The organism is Amycolatopsis thermophila (genome assembly GCF_030814215.1).
In the GTDB taxonomy this organism is placed as follows: domain Bacteria; phylum Actinomycetota; class Actinomycetes; order Mycobacteriales; family Pseudonocardiaceae; genus Amycolatopsis_E; species Amycolatopsis_E thermophila.
In genome coordinates this window covers 5,890,620-5,905,976 of record NZ_JAUSUT010000001.1, presented here as the reverse complement: position 1 = coordinate 5,905,976, position 15,357 = coordinate 5,890,620, and the positions used below count along the sequence as shown (strand labels likewise).

13 protein-coding genes are annotated in these 15,357 nt (G+C 72.0%); 8 read left to right on the top strand and 5 right to left on the bottom strand.

Annotated elements, in window-relative coordinates:
• Nucleotide 1 precedes the first annotated feature (1 nt).
• The 6 genes from egtC (at nt 2) to FB470_RS28970 (ending at nt 6,829) form a co-directional block, all read left to right on the top strand.
• Nucleotides 2–763 (top strand): ergothioneine biosynthesis protein EgtC, encoded by a 762-nt coding sequence (gene egtC, locus FB470_RS28995; protein WP_306999529.1) that lies wholly within the window; start codon nt 2–4, stop codon nt 761–763.
• Nucleotides 760–1,743, top strand: coding sequence for an L-histidine N(alpha)-methyltransferase (gene egtD, locus FB470_RS28990; protein WP_306996579.1), 984 nt, complete (start codon nt 760–762; stop codon nt 1,741–1,743). The genes egtC and egtD overlap by 4 nt, the downstream gene beginning before the upstream one ends.
• Before the next feature lie 59 nt (nt 1,744–1,802).
• Nucleotides 1,803–2,273: a nitroreductase family deazaflavin-dependent oxidoreductase gene (locus FB470_RS28985; protein ID WP_306996578.1), complete on the top strand. Its 471-nt coding sequence runs from the start codon at nt 1,803–1,805 to the stop codon at nt 2,271–2,273.
• A 546-nt stretch (nt 2,274–2,819) separates the two neighbouring features.
• A complete protein-coding gene (locus FB470_RS28980; RefSeq protein WP_306996577.1) occupies nt 2,820–3,977 on the top strand; it encodes a peptidase M75 family protein in 1,158 nt (385 codons plus the stop codon).
• Nucleotides 3,974–5,170, top strand: a complete 1,197-nt coding sequence (gene efeB / locus FB470_RS28975) for an iron uptake transporter deferrochelatase/peroxidase subunit (protein ID WP_306996576.1) — start codon at nt 3,974–3,976, stop codon at nt 5,168–5,170. The genes FB470_RS28980 and efeB overlap by 4 nt, the downstream gene beginning before the upstream one ends.
• 27 nt (nt 5,171–5,197) lie before the next feature.
• Nucleotides 5,198–6,829 (top strand): phospholipase C, encoded by a 1,632-nt coding sequence (locus tag FB470_RS28970; protein WP_306996575.1) that lies wholly within the window; start codon nt 5,198–5,200, stop codon nt 6,827–6,829.
• 128 nt (nt 6,830–6,957) lie between these two features.
• Here the strand turns inward: FB470_RS28970 and FB470_RS28965 are convergent, their stop codons facing one another.
• From FB470_RS28965 to FB470_RS28955, 3 genes are all read right to left on the bottom strand, one after another.
• Entirely contained in the window at nt 6,958–9,771 is a 2,814-nt protein-coding gene (locus tag FB470_RS28965) for an aconitate hydratase (protein ID WP_306996574.1), read from the bottom strand.
• 246 nt (nt 9,772–10,017) lie between these two features.
• Complete coding sequence (locus FB470_RS28960; RefSeq protein ID WP_306999527.1) at nt 10,018–11,382, bottom strand: flagellar basal body protein FliL; 1,365 nt, start codon at nt 11,380–11,382, stop codon at nt 10,018–10,020.
• Between the two features lie 2 nt (nt 11,383–11,384).
• Nucleotides 11,385–11,825, bottom strand: a complete 441-nt coding sequence (locus FB470_RS28955) for a hypothetical protein (protein WP_306996573.1) — start codon at nt 11,823–11,825, stop codon at nt 11,385–11,387.
• A 147-nt stretch (nt 11,826–11,972) separates the two neighbouring features.
• Between FB470_RS28955 and FB470_RS28950 the strand changes: the two genes are divergently transcribed.
• Nucleotides 11,973–13,319 (top strand): NlpC/P60 family protein, encoded by a 1,347-nt coding sequence (locus FB470_RS28950; protein WP_306996572.1) that lies wholly within the window; start codon nt 11,973–11,975, stop codon nt 13,317–13,319.
• Here the strand turns inward: FB470_RS28950 and FB470_RS28945 are convergent.
• Both FB470_RS28945 and FB470_RS28940 read right to left on the bottom strand, forming a co-directional pair.
• Nucleotides 13,316–14,149 (bottom strand): alpha/beta fold hydrolase, encoded by an 834-nt coding sequence (locus tag FB470_RS28945; RefSeq protein ID WP_306996571.1) that lies wholly within the window; start codon nt 14,147–14,149, stop codon nt 13,316–13,318. The two genes, FB470_RS28950 and FB470_RS28945, sit on opposite strands and share 4 nt — an antisense overlap.
• Nucleotides 14,146–14,565 (bottom strand): helix-turn-helix domain-containing protein, encoded by a 420-nt coding sequence (locus tag FB470_RS28940; protein WP_306996570.1) that lies wholly within the window; start codon nt 14,563–14,565, stop codon nt 14,146–14,148. Before FB470_RS28940 ends, FB470_RS28945 begins: the two co-directional genes overlap by 4 nt.
• Nucleotides 14,566–14,736: 171 nt before the next feature.
• Between FB470_RS28940 and mobA the strand changes: the two genes are divergently transcribed.
• A complete protein-coding gene (gene mobA, locus FB470_RS28935) occupies nt 14,737–15,297 on the top strand; it encodes a molybdenum cofactor guanylyltransferase (protein WP_306999525.1) in 561 nt (186 codons plus the stop codon).
• Nucleotides 15,298–15,357: the final 60 nt, after the last annotated feature.

Sequence of the window (15,357 nt, the reverse complement as noted above, 5' to 3'; positions counted from 1 at the left end):
GATGTGCCGCCACCTCGGTTACCTGGGTCCGCCGCGCACGCCGGCGGACCCGCTGTTCGAGGCGCCGCACTCGTTGCTGCGCCAGACCTACGCACCGCGCGACATGCGCGGCGGTGGCGTGGTGAACGCCGACGGCTTCGGGCTGGGCTGGTACGACGGGGAGCCGGAGCCGGTGCGCTACCGGCGTCCGGCTCCACTGTGGAGCGACGCCGACCTGCCGCGCCTGGCGCGGTCGGTCCGCAGCGGCGCGTTCGTCGCGGCGGTGCGCAACGGCACCACGGGGATGCCGTCGGGCGAGGGCGCGTGCGCGCCGTTCACCGGTGGCCGGTGGCTGTTCAGCCACAACGGGCTGGTGCGCGGCTGGCCGGACAGCCTCGCCGAGCTCGCCGGCAAGCTGCCGGTCACCGACCTGATGACCCTGCCGGCGCCGACCGATTCGGCCGTGCTGTGGGCGTTGCTGCTCGACCGGCTGCGCGCGGGGGAGGAGCCGGCCGCGGCCGTCACCGACCTGATCACCCGGGTGGAGCGCGCCGCGCCCGGTTCCCGGCTGAACTTCCTGCTCACCGACGGGACCGTCCTCATCGGAACGGCCTGGACCCACTCGCTGTGGGCGCGGGTCGAGGGCGAGGCCGTCCTCTTCGCGTCCGAACCGCTCGACGACGCGCCGGGCTGGTCGGAGGTGCCGGACCGGCACCTGGTGGCCGCCCGGCACGGCGCCGTCGAACTCGTCGCCCTCAACGCCGATCGGAGTGTCGTGTCATGACCGAGTCCGAGCTGGACATCCACCGCAGCGCCGTGGACGTGGCCGAAGCGCTGCGCGCGGACGTGCGGGTGGGGCTGTCGGCCGAGCAGAAGTGGCTGCCGTCCAAGTGGTTCTACGACGCGGCGGGCAGCAGGCTGTTCGAAGACATCACCGCGCTGCCCGAGTACTACCCGACCCGGTCGGAGCGCGAGGTGCTCGCGCGGGAGGCCGGCGAGATCGCGCGGATCACCGGCGCGCACACGCTGGTGGAACTCGGGTCGGGGTCGAGCGAGAAGACCCGGCTGCTGCTCGACGGTCTGCGCGACCACGGGAGCCTGCGCACGTTCGTCCCGCTGGACGTGTCGGAGTCGGCGCTGGCGGAGGCGGTCGAGGCCATCCGGGCGGGCTACCCCGGCCTGGACGTGCGGGGTGTGGTCGGCGACTTCACCGAGCACCTGGGCCTGCTGCCCGGCGAGCCGCCGCGGCTGGTGGCGTTCCTCGGCGGGACGATCGGCAACTTCCTGCCCGCCGACCGCGGCAAGTTCCTGCGCTCGGTGCGGGACGTGCTGGCCGGTGGCGAGTGGTTCCTGCTGGGCACCGACCTGGTCAAGGACGCCGGCACGCTGGTCCGCGCCTACGACGACGCGGCCGGCGTGACGGCCGCGTTCAACCGCAACGTGCTGCGGGTGATCAACGAGGTACTGGGTGCGGACTTCGACCCGGACGCCTTCGAGCACGTGGCCCACTGGGACGCCGACCACGAGTGGATCGAGATGCGGCTGCGCGCGCCCGAGGCGGTGCGCGTGTCGATCCCGGGGGCGGGCATGGAGGTGTCGTTCGAGGCCGGCGAGTACATCCGGACGGAGATCTCGGCGAAGTTCCGCCGTGACGGGGTGTCGGCGGAGATGGCCGACGCCGGGTTCGCGGTGGAGCGCTGGTGGACCGATGCGGCGGGGCGGTTCGGGGTGTCGCTGGCGCGGGCGGTCAGCCAGGTGGGGTGAGCGGCACCGCAGCACGGCCTGGGCGGGGCGGGGAGCGGGCTGGTGGTCCAATGGGGTTCGTGAAGAACCCGCTCCCCCTCCTGGCCCGCAGGCTGGGCACCCGGCCGTGGCTGATGAAGCTCGCCAAGGTCATCATCTGGTCCGACAAGCGGCTGCACCACCTGTTCGGCGGGCGGGTGAGCCTGGTGGGGATCGCGGGCCTGCCGTCGCTGCGGCTGACCACGGTCGGGCGCAAGAGCGGGCTGCCGCGCAGCACGAACCTGCTGTACTTCCCGTACCAGGACGGCTTCGTGCTGGTGGGCTCGAACTGGGGCCGCCCGCGCGACCCGGGGTGGACCTACAACCTGCGCGCCCACGCCGACGCGTGCGTCGCCGTGCGCGGCCGCGAAATCCCGGTCACCGCCCAGCCGGTCAAGGGCGCGGACTACGACCGAATGTGGCAGCGCCTGCTCGAGTTCTGGCCCGGCTACGAGATGGAACGCCTCGCCGCGGGCCGCGAGCTGCCGATCTTCCTGCTCACCCGCCGCTAGCTGTAGTGGCCCCTGGGCGTTGTTGACGGTGTGGTCGGCGCGTCCGGTTGATCATGAGGAAGCCCTCCGTGTGGGGTGAAGGTGTGCGCGGTTCAGGGGGGAGGGCCGGGCCGGGCTGGCCGATCGGCCCAGCCGGCCGCACACCACGCCCACCCGCCGAGATCCACCCCGAGAAACCGCGGCCGCCTGCGCCGACCTCCTCCGCCGCCGTGTTCGCCACCCACGGCATCCCGGCCGTCGAAGGGGTCATGACCGACAACGCTCTGGCCTGCCGCCGCCCTCGCGCCTTCCGCGCCGGAGCCACCGAGATCGGTGCCGCTCAGCGCTTCACCCGCGCGGACAACCTCACAGGGCGCCACAACTAGCCGCACGCGGCCGGGCCGGCCGGTGGAAAAGGTGTCGATATCCCATTTTCGCTCATCTGGGCGAAACCTCGCCCGAACACTCGGTGAACGTTCGACGGGACCGTGCAAATCGGACCGGGGCCGGAACCCGTCGTGCCTACGCTCCGCTCGGCAAAGATCCACCGTCCGGGTGAGGAGAGGCGTGTCGCGCTGGGTCGTCGCAGGGGTGGTCGCCCTGGTGGTTCTGGGCGGCGCCGGCTGGTGGCTGTGGGGGAGACCCGCGGCCGCCCCGGAGACCGTCGTCGAGGTGTCCGCGTCCGCCTGCGGGCACGGCTGGAGCCCCTCGCCGGCCGGGCCGCAGACGCTCCTGCTGCGCAACACCGGGGCCGTCATCGCCGAGGCCGAGGTCGTCGACCCGGCCACCGGCGCCGTCTTCGGCGAGGTGGAAGGCCTCGGCGCCGGGGCCACCCGCGCGCTCGACGTCACCCTCGACGCCGGCGACTACGCCCTGCGCTGCCTCCCCGACGACGCCGACGCAGTCACCGGCCCGGTCGTCCACCTCACCGGCGGCACCGCCCGCCGGGCACCGGCCGTCATCCCGGTCACCTACGCCGACCTCATCGCCCCGGCCAAGGCCTACCACGACGCCACCACCGCCGGCCTCGACACGCTCACCGCGCAGACCGACGCCCTCGCCACCGCCGTCGGCACCGGGAACCGGGATGCCGCCCGCGCCGCCTGGCTGGCCGCCCACCTCACCTACGAACGGCTCGGCGCGGCCTACGGCGCGTTCGGCGACGCGGACTCCGCCATCAACGGCACCGCGGACGGCCTCCCGGGCGGCATCGCCGACCCGGGCTTCACCGGCTTCCACCGCCTCGAATACGGCCTCTGGCACGACGAGCCGGCCGCCGCCCTCACCGCCGTGGCCCGGCAGCTCGACGACGCCGTCCACCGGCTCCGGGAGTCCTTTCCGGACACCCAGATCGACCAGCACGACCTGGGCCTGCGCGCCCACGAGATCATGGAGAACGCACTGCAGTCCGAACTCACCGGCCACACCGACTACGGCAGCGGCACCGGCCTGGCGACCACACTGGCCAACCTCGACGGCACCGTCGCCGTCCTCGACGTCCTGCGGCCGCTGCTGTCCACCCGGATGCCTGCCCTGTCCGACGTGGACGCCCAGATCGCCCGCGTCCGCACGGTGCTCCACACCGGACAGCGTCGCGACGGCTCGTGGGTCCCGGTCGCCCAGCTCACGACCGCCCAGCGCGAACGCGTCAACGGCGCCGTCGCCGAGCTGACCGAACAGCTCGCCCCCATCGCGGCCATCACCGCGCCGCGGAGGACGTCGTGAGCGTCGCCCGGCGGTCGTTCCTGCGCGGCGCGATCGCGGGTGCCGGGGTCGCCGCAGCCACCGCCGGGCTCGCCGCGTCCGCGACCGCGCAGGACGACGGCCCGGTCCCGTTCCACGGCGCGCACCAGGCCGGCATCCTGCTCCCGAGCGCCCGGCAGGCCGTCGTCGCCTCCTTCGACGTCATCGCCGAAACCCGCGCCGAGCTCACCGAACTGTTCCAGGCCCTCACCGGCCGGGCCCGGTTCCTGACCGCCGGCGGCACGCCGGACACCGTCGGCATCAGCGGTCCGCCCTCGGACTCCGGCGTCGGTGGGCCCGTCGTCCCGGCCGACCGGCTCACCGTCACCGTCGGCGTCGGCGCGTCGTTGTTCGACGACCGCTACGGCCTCGCCGACCGCAAACCCGCACGGCTGACGCCGATGCGGATGTTCCCCAACGACGCCCTCGACCCCGCCCAGTGCCACGGCGACCTCAGCCTGGTGCTGACCGCCGGCAACGCCGACACCGTGCTGCACGCCCTCCGCGACCTCGCCCGCGCCACCCGCGGCGGGATGCAGCCGCGGTGGCGGATCTCCGGCTTCACCTCGCCGCCCCGGCCCTCCGGCACGCCCCGCAACCTGATGGGTTTCAAGGACGGCACCGCCAATCCCGACACCGGCGACCCCGCGGAAATGGCCGGACTCGTCTGGGCCGGCGGCGGTGAACCGGCGTGGACCGCGGGCGGCAGCTACCAGGTGATCCGCCTGATCCGGATGCTCGTGGAGTTCTGGGACCGCGTCTCGCTGTCGGAACAGGAGAACATCTTCGGCCGCCGCCGCGACTCGGGCGCGCCGCTGGACGGTTCCCGCGAGGACGACGAGCCGGACTACGCCCTCGACCCGGCCGGCGCCGCGGTCCCGCTGACCAGCCACATCCGGCTGGCCAACCCGCGGACCCCCGGCACCGACCGCAGCCGCATCCTGCGCCGCTCCTACAACTACGACCGCGGTATCGACGGCAACGGCAACCTCGACATGGGCCTGATCTTCACCTGCTACCAGCAGGACCCGCTGCGGCAGTTCGAGGCCGTGCAGACGCGGCTGATCGACGAACCGCTGACCGACTACATCTCGCCGTTCGGCGGCGGCTACTTCTTCGCCCTGCCCGGGGTCACCGGGCCAGGCGACCACTTCGGACGGGCCCTGCTGGCCTGACCGGTTCCCACCACACAGGAGGACACAGTGGACACCAGGTTCACCCGGAGACGGCGGAAACCGCTGCTGCTCGGCGCGGGAGCGCTGGTCACCGCGGCCGGCGTCGCGATCGCGGTCAGCACCGCGGTGGGCGGCGCGCAGGCGCAGCCGCTGCCGCTCAAACCGGCCGGCGGCCTGCACACCGCCACACCCATCAAGCACGTCGTCGTCATCTTCGGCGAGAACATCTCCTTCGACCACTACTTCGGCACCTACCCGCACGCGGCCAACACCGACGGAACTCCCTTCCAGGCGGCCCGGAACACCCCGGCCGTCGACGGCCTGTCGCCGCAGCTGCTGACCGCCAACCCCAACGCCTACAACCCCAAGCGGCTGAGCCCGGACCAGGCGCTGACCTGCGACCAGAACCACGGCTACGGCGCCGAGCAGAAGGCGTTCGACAACGGCGCCATGGACAAGTTCGTCGAGTACACCGGCAGGGACACCTGCACCGGCCAGCCGATCCTGTTCGGCGAGCCGGGCCTGGTGATGGACTACTACGACGGCAACACGGTCACCGCGATGTGGAACTACGCCCAGCACTACGCGATGAGCGACAACTCGTTCAACACCACGTTCGGCCCGTCGACGCCCGGCGCGATCAACCTGATCTCCGGCCAGACCCACGGCGTCCAGCCGGTCACCTCGGTGACCCACGACCCGGTCACCGACACCTCCGTCGCGGTCTCGCCGGACTCGTCCGGGCTGGGCACCGTGATCGCCGACCCCGACCCCGCCTTCGACGACTGCTCCGACAACAACCACAAGGCCGCGTCGAACCTGGCCGAGGCGCAGGGCCCCAACATCGGTGACCTGCTCAACGCGCGCGGCGTCACCTGGGGCTGGTTCCAGGGCGGGTTCCGGCCCACCGGCGAAGCGGGCGGCTACGCGGTGTGCGGGCAGACGCACCAGAACATCGGCGGTGTCACCGTCACCGACTACAGCCCGCACCACGAGCCGTTCCAGTACTACCGGTCGACGGCCAACGAGAAGCACCTGCCGCCGAGCTCGCCCGCCGCGATCGGGCAGACCGACCAGGCCAACCACCAGTACGACATCACCGACTTCGACACCGCGCTCCAGGCGGGCAGCATGCCCGCGGTGAGCTTCCTCAAGGCCCCGGCCTACCAGGACGCGCACGCGGCGAACTCCGACCCGCTCGACGAGCAGCGGTTCGTGGTGGACGAGATCAACAAGATCCAGCGGTCCAAGGAGTGGAACTCGACGGCGATCGTGCTCGCCTACGACGACTCCGACGGCTGGTACGACCACGTCAGCGCGCTGGTCAACGGGTCGTCCGACGCCGCGCAGGACTCCGCGATCTGCACCGGCGTGCCGAACCGGCTCGGCGGCGCCGACCGGTGCGGGTACGGCCCGCGCCTGCCGCTGCTGGTGATCTCGCCGTACGCCAAGGAGAACTACGTCGACCACACCCGCACCGACCAGACCTCGATCCTGAAGTTCATCGAGGACAACTGGTCGACCGGGACCATCGGCGGCGGTTCCTACGACACCCGCGCCGGGACGATGGACAACCTGTTCGACTTCCACGGTCCGAAGGCCAAGGCGGTCACGCTCGACCCGGTGAGCGGCGCCGTGGCCGGCGACCACGGGCACTAGTCCGTATAACGACCTATACGGCGGGGCGTGTCCGCCAGTCGCTGCTCTGACCGGCGGCTCGTGCCGCGGACCTACCAACGAAAAGCGCCGCGAGCCCGTGGGGCTCGCGGCGCTTTCGTCCGGAACCGTCAGGCGCGGGTCATCTTGCGCAGCACGTACTGCAGGATGCCGCCGTTGCGGTAGTAGTCCGCCTCACCCGGGGTGTCGATCCGGACCACCGCGTCGAAGGAGACCTTGTCGCCGTTCTCCTTCGTGGCGGTCACCTTGATCGTCCGCGGGGTCTCACCGTCGTTGAGCTTGGTGATGCCCTCGAAGTCGAACGTCTCGGTGCCGTCCAGCCCCAGCGACGAGGCCGACTCGCCCTCGGGGAACTGCAGCGGGATGACACCCATGCCGATCAGGTTCGACCGGTGGATCCGCTCGAACGACTCGGCGATCACGGCGCGCACCCCGAGCAGCCGGGTGCCCTTGGCGGCCCAGTCCCGCGACGAACCCGAGCCGTACTCCTTGCCGCCCAGCACGACCAGCGGGATGCCGGCCTTCGCGTAGTTCTGCGCGGCGTCGTAGATGAACGCCTGCGGCGCGCCCTCCTGCGTGAAGTCGCGCGTGTAGCCGCCCTGCACGTCGTCCAGCAGCTGGTTGCGCAGCCGGATGTTGGCGAACGTGCCGCGGATCATCACCTCGTGGTTGCCGCGCCGGGAGCCGTAGGAGTTGAAGTCCTTGCGGTCCACACCGTGCTCGGCCAGGTACTTGCCGGCCGGCGAGTCCGCCTTGATGGCACCGGCGGGGGAGATGTGGTCGGTGGTCACCGAGTCGCCCAGCTTGGCCAGCACCCGGGCACCCTTGATGTCGGTGACCGGCTCCGGGTCGGCCTGCATGCCCTCGAAGTACGGGGGCTTGCGCACGTAGGTCGACTCCGGGTCCCACGCGAACGTCTTGCCCTCCGGGGTGGGCAGCGACTTCCAGCGCTCACCACCGTCGAACACGTCGGCGTAGTCCTTGGAGAACATCTCCTGCGTGATCGCCGAGTCGATGGTCTGCTGGATCTCCTGCGGCGAGGGCCAGATGTCGCGCAGGAAGACGTCGTTGCCGTCGCCGTCCTGGCCGAGCGGCTGGGTCTCGAAGTCGAAGTCCATCGTGCCGGCCAGCGCGTAGGCGATGACCAGCGGCGGCGACGCCAGGTAGTTCATCTTGACGTCCGGGTTGATCCGGCCCTCGAAGTTCCGGTTGCCGGACAGCACCGACACCACGGTCAGGTCGTTCTCCTGCACCGCGGCCGAGATCTCCTCGGGCAGCGGACCGGAGTTGCCGATGCAGGTGGTGCAGCCGTAGCCGACCAGGTGGTAGCCCAGCTTCTCCAGGTACGGCCACAGGCCGGCCTTCTCGTAGTAGTCGGTGACGACCTGCGAGCCCGGCGCCATCGACGTCTTGACCCACGGCTTGACCGACAGGCCCTTCTCCACCGCGTTGCGGGCCAGCAGGGCGGCGCCCAGCATGACCGACGGGTTGGAGGTGTTGGTGCACGAGGTGATCGAGGCGATCACCACGGCGCCGTGGTCGAGCACGAACTCGCCGCGGTCGGCCGAGCGCACCGTGACCGGCTTGGACGGGCGGCCCGAGGCGCCGTTGGCGGCGGAGGCCACGGCCGGGACGGCGTCCTCGTCGGCGAAGGACAGGCTCGGCGCGTCACTGGCCGGGAAGGACTCCTCGACCTTCTCGTCGACCTTGGTGTGCGGCGTCGGGTGCTGCTCCTCGACGTAGTCGTGCACCGACTTGCGGAACGCCGACTTCGCGTCGGACAGCTCGATGCGGTCCTGCGGGCGCTTCGGTCCGGCGATCGAGGGCACCACCGTCGACAGGTCCAGCTCCAGGTACTCGGAGTAGGACGCCTCGCGGCTCGGGTCGTGCCACAGGCCCTGCTCCTTGGCGTAGGCCTCGACCAGCGCGACCTGCTCGGCGGACCGGCCGGTCAGCTTGAGGTAGCGGATCGTCTCGTCGTCGATCGGGAAGATCGCCGCGGTCGAGCCGAACTCCGGGCTCATGTTGCCGATGGTGGCGCGGTTGGCGAGCGGAACCTGGGCCACGCTCTCGCCGTAGAACTCGACGAACTTGCCGACCACACCGTGGCGGCGCAGCATCTCGGTGATCGTCAGCACCACGTCGGTGGCGGTCACGCCGGCCGGGATCTCACCGGTCAGCTTGAAGCCGACCACGCGCGGGATCAGCATCGACACCGGCTGGCCGAGCATGGCGGCCTCGGCCTCGATGCCGCCGACGCCCCAGCCCAGCACGCCCAGGCCGTTGACCATCGTGGTGTGGGAGTCGGTGCCGACGCACGAGTCGGGGTAGGCCTGGCCGCCCCGGGCCATGACGGTGCGGGCCAGGTGCTCGATGTTGACCTGGTGCACGATGCCGGTGCCCGGCGGGACGACCTTGAACTCGTCGAAGGCGCCCTGGCCCCAGCGCAGGAACTGGTAGCGCTCGCGGTTGCGCTCGTACTCGATCTCGACGTTGCGCTCGAAGGCGTCGGCGCGGCCGAACACGTCGATGATCACCGAGTGGTCGATGACCAGCTCGGCCGGGGCGAGCGGGTTGACCTTGTCCGGGTCGCCGCCGAGGTCGGTCACGGCCTCGCGCATGGTCGCGAGGTCGACCACACAGGGGACACCGGTGAAGTCCTGCATGATCACGCGGGCCGGGGTGAACTGGATCTCGATCGACGGGTCGGCGGTCGGGTCCCAGTTGCCCAGCGCGCGGATGTGGTCGGCGGTGATGTTGGCGCCGTCCTCCGTGCGCAGGAGGTTCTCGAGCAGGATCTTCAGGCTGTAGGGCAGCTTCTCGGAGCCGGAGACCTTGTCCAGGCGGAACACCTCGTACGAGGCGTCACCGACCTTCAAGGTGTCGCGGGCGCCGAAGCTGTCCTTGCTGGCTGGTGCGGTCACGTCTAACTCCCTGGGCAGGGTCGTCGCCGTCAGTTCGGTTCGGGTTGTCATCGCGAGTCTGGCGCACACGGCTCGCGCCCGCAGACGCGGGGATGCGCGCAGGCTCCCACACGGCAAACAGTACGCTTGTCCTTTTTTGAGTTCAACGCGACCCGCCGCGGGCGCGGTGTGACGTGGGCCGAACGCGAAAACGGCGCCCGCGACCGGTGGGGTCGCGGGCGCCGTCGTCGCCGGCCGGCTCCGGGACTACTCGGCGAGCCGCAGCAGCGCGTCGATGTCCCCCGGCTGCAGGCTGCGCAGCACGGTCAGGCCCAGTTCGTTGAAGGTGCGCAGCGGGCTGACGTAGTGCAGGCCGCCGACCTCGGTGGTGACCACGCCCAGCCCCTGGTCCAGCACACCGGTGGACAGGTGCTGCAGCACGGTCGTGACCTCCTCCGGCACCGACGAGCCGATCTCGTTCTCGATGTTGTCCGCGAGGTAGTCGGCGCACAGGTGCTCCGTGCGGCCCTCGCCGGTGGCGTCGTAGCAGTCGCCGTTCTTGGTGACCGAGTACGTCCCACCGCTGGGGTCGGTGAACTCGACGTGCGTGATCGTGGCGCGCGTACCGCCGGGGACCGCGCTGGTCTCGGTGCGCAGGTCGGTCAGCTTCGCGCCGCTGGGCTCGGAGTCCTCGCGGGCGGCGGCCACCAGCGCCGGGCCCGCGTCGTGCAGGACCGCCATCTCGTCGGGCGGCAGCAGCTCGATCACGCGCGTCACGTCCTCGTCGAGTGCCGCCTGCACCAGCTGCTTGACCGCCTCGTTCGGGCTGCTCGCGCCGCGAGCCGGGATCGAGGTGGTGGGCCAGGGCTCGTGCTCGTCCTGCAGGGCGTAGTCGGCGATCGTGTAGAGCAGGCTCGGGTACCAGTCGCCGTCGACCTTGACGGTGGCGATGCGGATCGGCTCACCGGAGTCGCGGACCTCGTCGGCGATGTCGATCGTCTCGGTTTGCGGGCCCTCGTCCGCGGGCATCAGGTCGCGGAAGCGATCCGCCAGCGGCAGCTTCGAGGGGTCGCCGGTCACCGTGATCGTGCCGCCGGTGAGCTTGGTGATCGTGAGGTGGTCGTTGACCCGCTCGGCCCCGGCCTCGTCGAAGACCAGGTTCTCCGCCTTGACCTGCAGGCCGGTGAGGGTCTTCGGGTCGGCGTCGGCCTTGAGGATGCCCAGGCGCTTGAGCTCGTCGGTGGTCTGCCCGATCGGCTCGGTGAGCAGCTTGGCCTCGGCCGGGGCGAGCGCGCCGACCATGCCCACGACGTCGTTGCCGCTCAGCGCCTTCGCGAGGTTCTGCGCCGCCTCGGTGGGTGTGGCCGCGCCGGAGGCCACGGAGTCCCGCTGCGACAGCGCGAACCACGTCCCGCCGCCGCCCAGCAGCAGGACCAGCGCGACGACCAGCCCGATGATCAGACCGCGGTTGCGCCGCTTCGGCGGCCGGGGCGGTACCTGCTGGTAGGGCTGGGTCCACTGCTGCTGCGGCGGCCCGTACTGGCCGGGGTACTGCTGCTGCGGATAGGGCTGCTGCTGGTGTTGCGGGTACTGGTTCTGCTGGTACGGCCACTGGCCGTCCTGCGGTGGCATGCTCACCGTGTCCTACCTGCTCTCGCCGTGACGAAGGTGCCGACCGCGCCGGCCAGCGCGAGGGCGGAGCCGCACAGCGTGGTCACCGGTCCGCTCGGGGAGACGGCGACCACGCCCGTGGTTCCGCTCCCTTGGACGGTGGCGAGCAGCGCGACGGTTCCCCCGGTAATCGCCAGAAGTGCCGTCAACGTTGCGCCGGTGCGCGGCAGCCCGGACAGGAGCAGCACCAGGCACACCGCGGCCAGCGCCGGAACCGCCACCCACGCGCGCAGCGCGGTGCCCGCCAGCGGGTCGTCGAGCAGCGCCAGGCGGTCGGCCAGCCCGGCGGCCGCGTAGCTGCTCCGGCTCACCGACCCCGACCGGAACCACGGCAGGAACGTCCCCGCCACCACCAGGGCGACCCCCAGCGCCGCGACGAGGGGGCCGATCCGGGCTCTGTTCATGCCCCCTCCGACGCGCCGGAGGGCCCGATGGATCCCCGGTTGGGGTGAAAGTTTCGGATGTGCAGCGTGTGACACCTGGTCTGGGAGTGACTGCGGTGGCACAGTCCTCGGTGCAGTGGGGAAGTCTGCCTGGAGGGAGTCGAGGGCGTGGGTGACCAGGGCCGGAGGGCGCGCCGCTGGGTGGGGATCGGCGCGCTGGCGCTCGTCGTCGTGACGATCGCGACCGGTCCGGCGGCCGCGACGCCGCCGCCACCGCCCAACCCGAGCGACTCCGAGATCAGCGCGAGCCGGCGTGAGGCCGACGCCAAGGCCGGCGAGGTCGGGCAGCTCACCAACCAGCTCGCCGAGGCCGAGTCGCGGCTGGACGAGCTGCAGAGCACGGTCGAGCTGCGGATGGAGGAGGCCAACAAGGCGCTGGTCGACCTGCAGACCGCGCAGGACGCGGCCGACCAGGCGCAGCGCGACGCCGACGCGGCCAAGCGCGAGGCCGACGCGGCGCAGGCCCAGATCGACACCGCCCGCGCCAACCTCGACGCGTTCATCTCCAGCAGTTACCAGCAGGGCAGCACCATCGGGTCGATCTCGGCCTACATGGGCGCGTCCAGCCCGAAGGACTTGCTCGCCCGCGCGCAGCTGCTCGAGGCCGTCAGCGGCAGCCAGCTCAACGCGCTGGAGATGATGCAGCAGGCCCAGACCGACAAGTCCAACAAGGACGCGGCGGCGCGCCAGGCCCTGCAGCTCGCCCAGCAGGCGCAGGACCGCGCCGCCCAGGCGAAGATCACCGCCGACGGCGCGCAGGCCGCGGCGGTCCAGGCCCAGCAGAACCAGGCCGCGCAGACCGCGCAGCTGCAGGCGAACAAGACGACCGTCGAGCAGCAGCTGTTCCAGGCGCAACAGCGGGTCAGCGGGCTGCAGGGCCAGCGGCAGCGCTACGACGACTGGCTCGCGCAGAAGCAGCGCGACGACGAGGAACAGGCGCGGCAGGCGGCACTGGCGGCCGCGAACTCCTCGAGCGGCGGTGGCGGTGGCGGCGGGCACGACCGGCCGTCCGCGCCGGCGGTCTCGGGTTCGTCCTCCCAGGTCATCGAACGGGTCATCGCGCGGGCGATGGCGCAGCTCGGGATGCCCTACGCGTGGGGCGGCGGCAACGCCGGCGGCCCGACGCGGGGCATCCGGGACGGCGGGGTCGCCGACGCCTACGGTGACTACCGCAAGGTCGGGTTCGACTGCTCCGGGCTGATGATCTACGCCTTCGCCGGGGTCGCGTCGCTGCCGCATTACAGCGGCTACCAGTACACCTCGGGCCGCCGCGTGCCGCTGGCGCAGATGCGCCGTGGCGACATGCTGTTCTGGGGTCGCGACGGCATCCACCACGTGGCGCTCTACCTGGGCAACGGGATGATGATCGAGGCGCCGCAGTCCGGCATGGTCGTGCGGGTGACCCCGGTGCGCTACGGCGACATCCTGCCGTTCGCGACGCGCCTGGTCGGCTAGCGTCGCAGGAAGTCCAGAACCGGCTGGGTCTGGCCGGGGATCGAGTGCGCGACGTCGGGCAGCAGGACGACATCGGCCCGCGGCGCCGTGCGGCGAAGGCGTTCGGCGGTGGCGTGGGAGTCGAAGATCGCGTCCCGACCGCCGACGATCGCCAGCACCGGCATGGTGAGCCGCCGCAGGGCCTCGTCGGGGAACACCGGCAGCCGGTCGCGGCGGGGCCGGAAGTGCGTGAACGTCAGCGCGAGGTAGTCGGCGACCTCCGGGGTGAGCCGCGCGTCGACGCCCGCGACCGCCTTGATCGACCGGTACGTGCCCCAGCGGCCGAACGGTTGGTAGAACAGGGCCTTGACGAGGAAACCGGCCTTCTGGCGGCCGACGCCGCCCGGGCACAGCAGTGCGAGCTTCGTGACCCGGTCCGGCCGGCGGGTCGCGTAGTCCAGCGCCAGCCATCCGCCGAGGGAGGCGCCCACGATCGCGGCGCGATCGAGGCCGAGGTGGTCCAGGACGTCGTCCAGCCACCGCGCGTGCGCCGCGGAATCCAGGGGCGGGCGGGACGGGGCGGACAGGCCGGGTTCGCCGATCAGGTCGACCGCGTGGACGCGGAAGTGCCGGGCCCAGGCCGCGACGTCGCCCAGCCACATGGCGGCGTTCGAGCCGGAGCCGTGGAACAGCACCAGCGGCGGCGCGTCCCCGGGGCCACAGCGGAGGACGAAGGTGTCGCCCTCGCCGCTCGGCACGCGCAGGTGCTCGGCCGGGACGGGCCACTGCGCGAGGGTCTCCTGGTAGCGGCGCAGGATCTCCCGTCTGCCCTCGTCGGTCTTGAAGATCACGACTCCAGCAGCGCCTGCAGGTGGTCGAGCACGTGCTTGGTGTCGGCCAGGCCGCCGAGGACGATCACCTTCATGCGCCCCCGCGCCTCGTCGTAGGCGGTCTTCACGTGCAGCGGCTGGTCGCCCGGCCCGGTGCGGACGGCGGTGAGGAGGGTGCTGACGCGGTGCGCGGTCTCCGGGGCGACCGCGTCGATCTCGACGATGCTGGAGACGTCGACGTGCCGGTTCCGGCGGGCCGCGGGCGGGTCGGTCACCGGTGCTCCGACGAACGCCTCGAGGTCCTCGCGCGTGATGCGGTACTGCTTGCCGATGCGGACCGCGCGCAGCCGTCCGTCGCGGACGTAGCCGCGCACGGTGCGCACGTGGAGTCCGAGCTGCTCGGCGACCTCTTCCGCCGAGTAGAGCTGTTTGACCATGTTCTTACCATAACAGCTCGTTGGTAGGGATGTTTGCGTAATGTTGTGGAAGGTGATTCCCGGTGTCCGCGGCGTGCCGCCGGGCGGGGCTAGCCTGGGCCGGTGAGCGAGTTGGCCGCCGTCGTGCTGGCGGGGGGTTCCGCGCGCCGCCTGTCCGGTGTGGACAAGCCCATGCTCGACGTCGGCGGGATGCCGTTGCTGCACCGCGTGCTGGCCGCGGTCGCCGGCGCCGCGCCGGTTGTCGTGGTCGGGCCGGAGCGGGACGGCATCGCCGGGGTGGTGTGGGCCCGGGAGGATCCGCCCGGTGGCGGGCCGGTCGCCGCGCTGGCCGCGGGTCTCCGGCACGTTCACACACCGCTCGTCGCCGTGCTGGCCGGCGATCTCGCCGGCCTCGCACCGTCCACTGTGGAGCGACTGCGCGCGGCCACGTCCGGTGCCGACGGTGCCGACGGTGCCGTCCTCGTCGACGAGGACGGCCGCCGGCAGTGGCTCATCGGCGTCTGGCGCACCGCGAGCCTCCGCCGCGCGCTCCCCGCCGACCCGCACGGTGCCGCGCTGCGGCGCGTCCTCGGGCACCTCGTCGTGGCCGGACTTCCGGCCGCGCCGGGGGAGTGCGCCGACGTCGACACGCCCGAGGACCTGCACCGCCTGGCCGGGCCACGCGACGGCGCCGTCGTCACCCCGCACGATCCGGACCGCCGGGGGTGGAGTTCACAGCCGTCACACCGCTGAGCGAGTTGACTACCGTGGCGACCTCCCGTGCCCGGCCGGCTAGTACGGTCGCAGCGCAAG

What these genes read in the sequence shown, in the direction of transcription:
- FB470_RS28940 (WP_306996570.1), bottom strand. Translation starts at nt 14,565, where the DNA reads ATGGTCAAACAGCTCTACTCGGCGGAAGAGGTCGCCGAGCAGCTCGGA.
- FB470_RS28955 (WP_306996573.1), bottom strand. Translation starts at nt 11,825, where the DNA reads ATGAACAGAGCCCGGATCGGCCCCCTCGTCGCGGCGCTGGGGGTCGCC.
- egtD (WP_306996579.1), top strand. Translation starts at nt 760, where the DNA reads ATGACCGAGTCCGAGCTGGACATCCACCGCAGCGCCGTGGACGTGGCC.
- mobA (WP_306999525.1), top strand. Translation starts at nt 14,737, where the DNA reads ATGCTCGACGTCGGCGGGATGCCGTTGCTGCACCGCGTGCTGGCCGCG.
- FB470_RS28960 (WP_306999527.1), bottom strand. Translation starts at nt 11,382, where the DNA reads ATGCCACCGCAGGACGGCCAGTGGCCGTACCAGCAGAACCAGTACCCG.
- egtC (WP_306999529.1), top strand. Translation starts at nt 2, where the DNA reads ATGTGCCGCCACCTCGGTTACCTGGGTCCGCCGCGCACGCCGGCGGAC.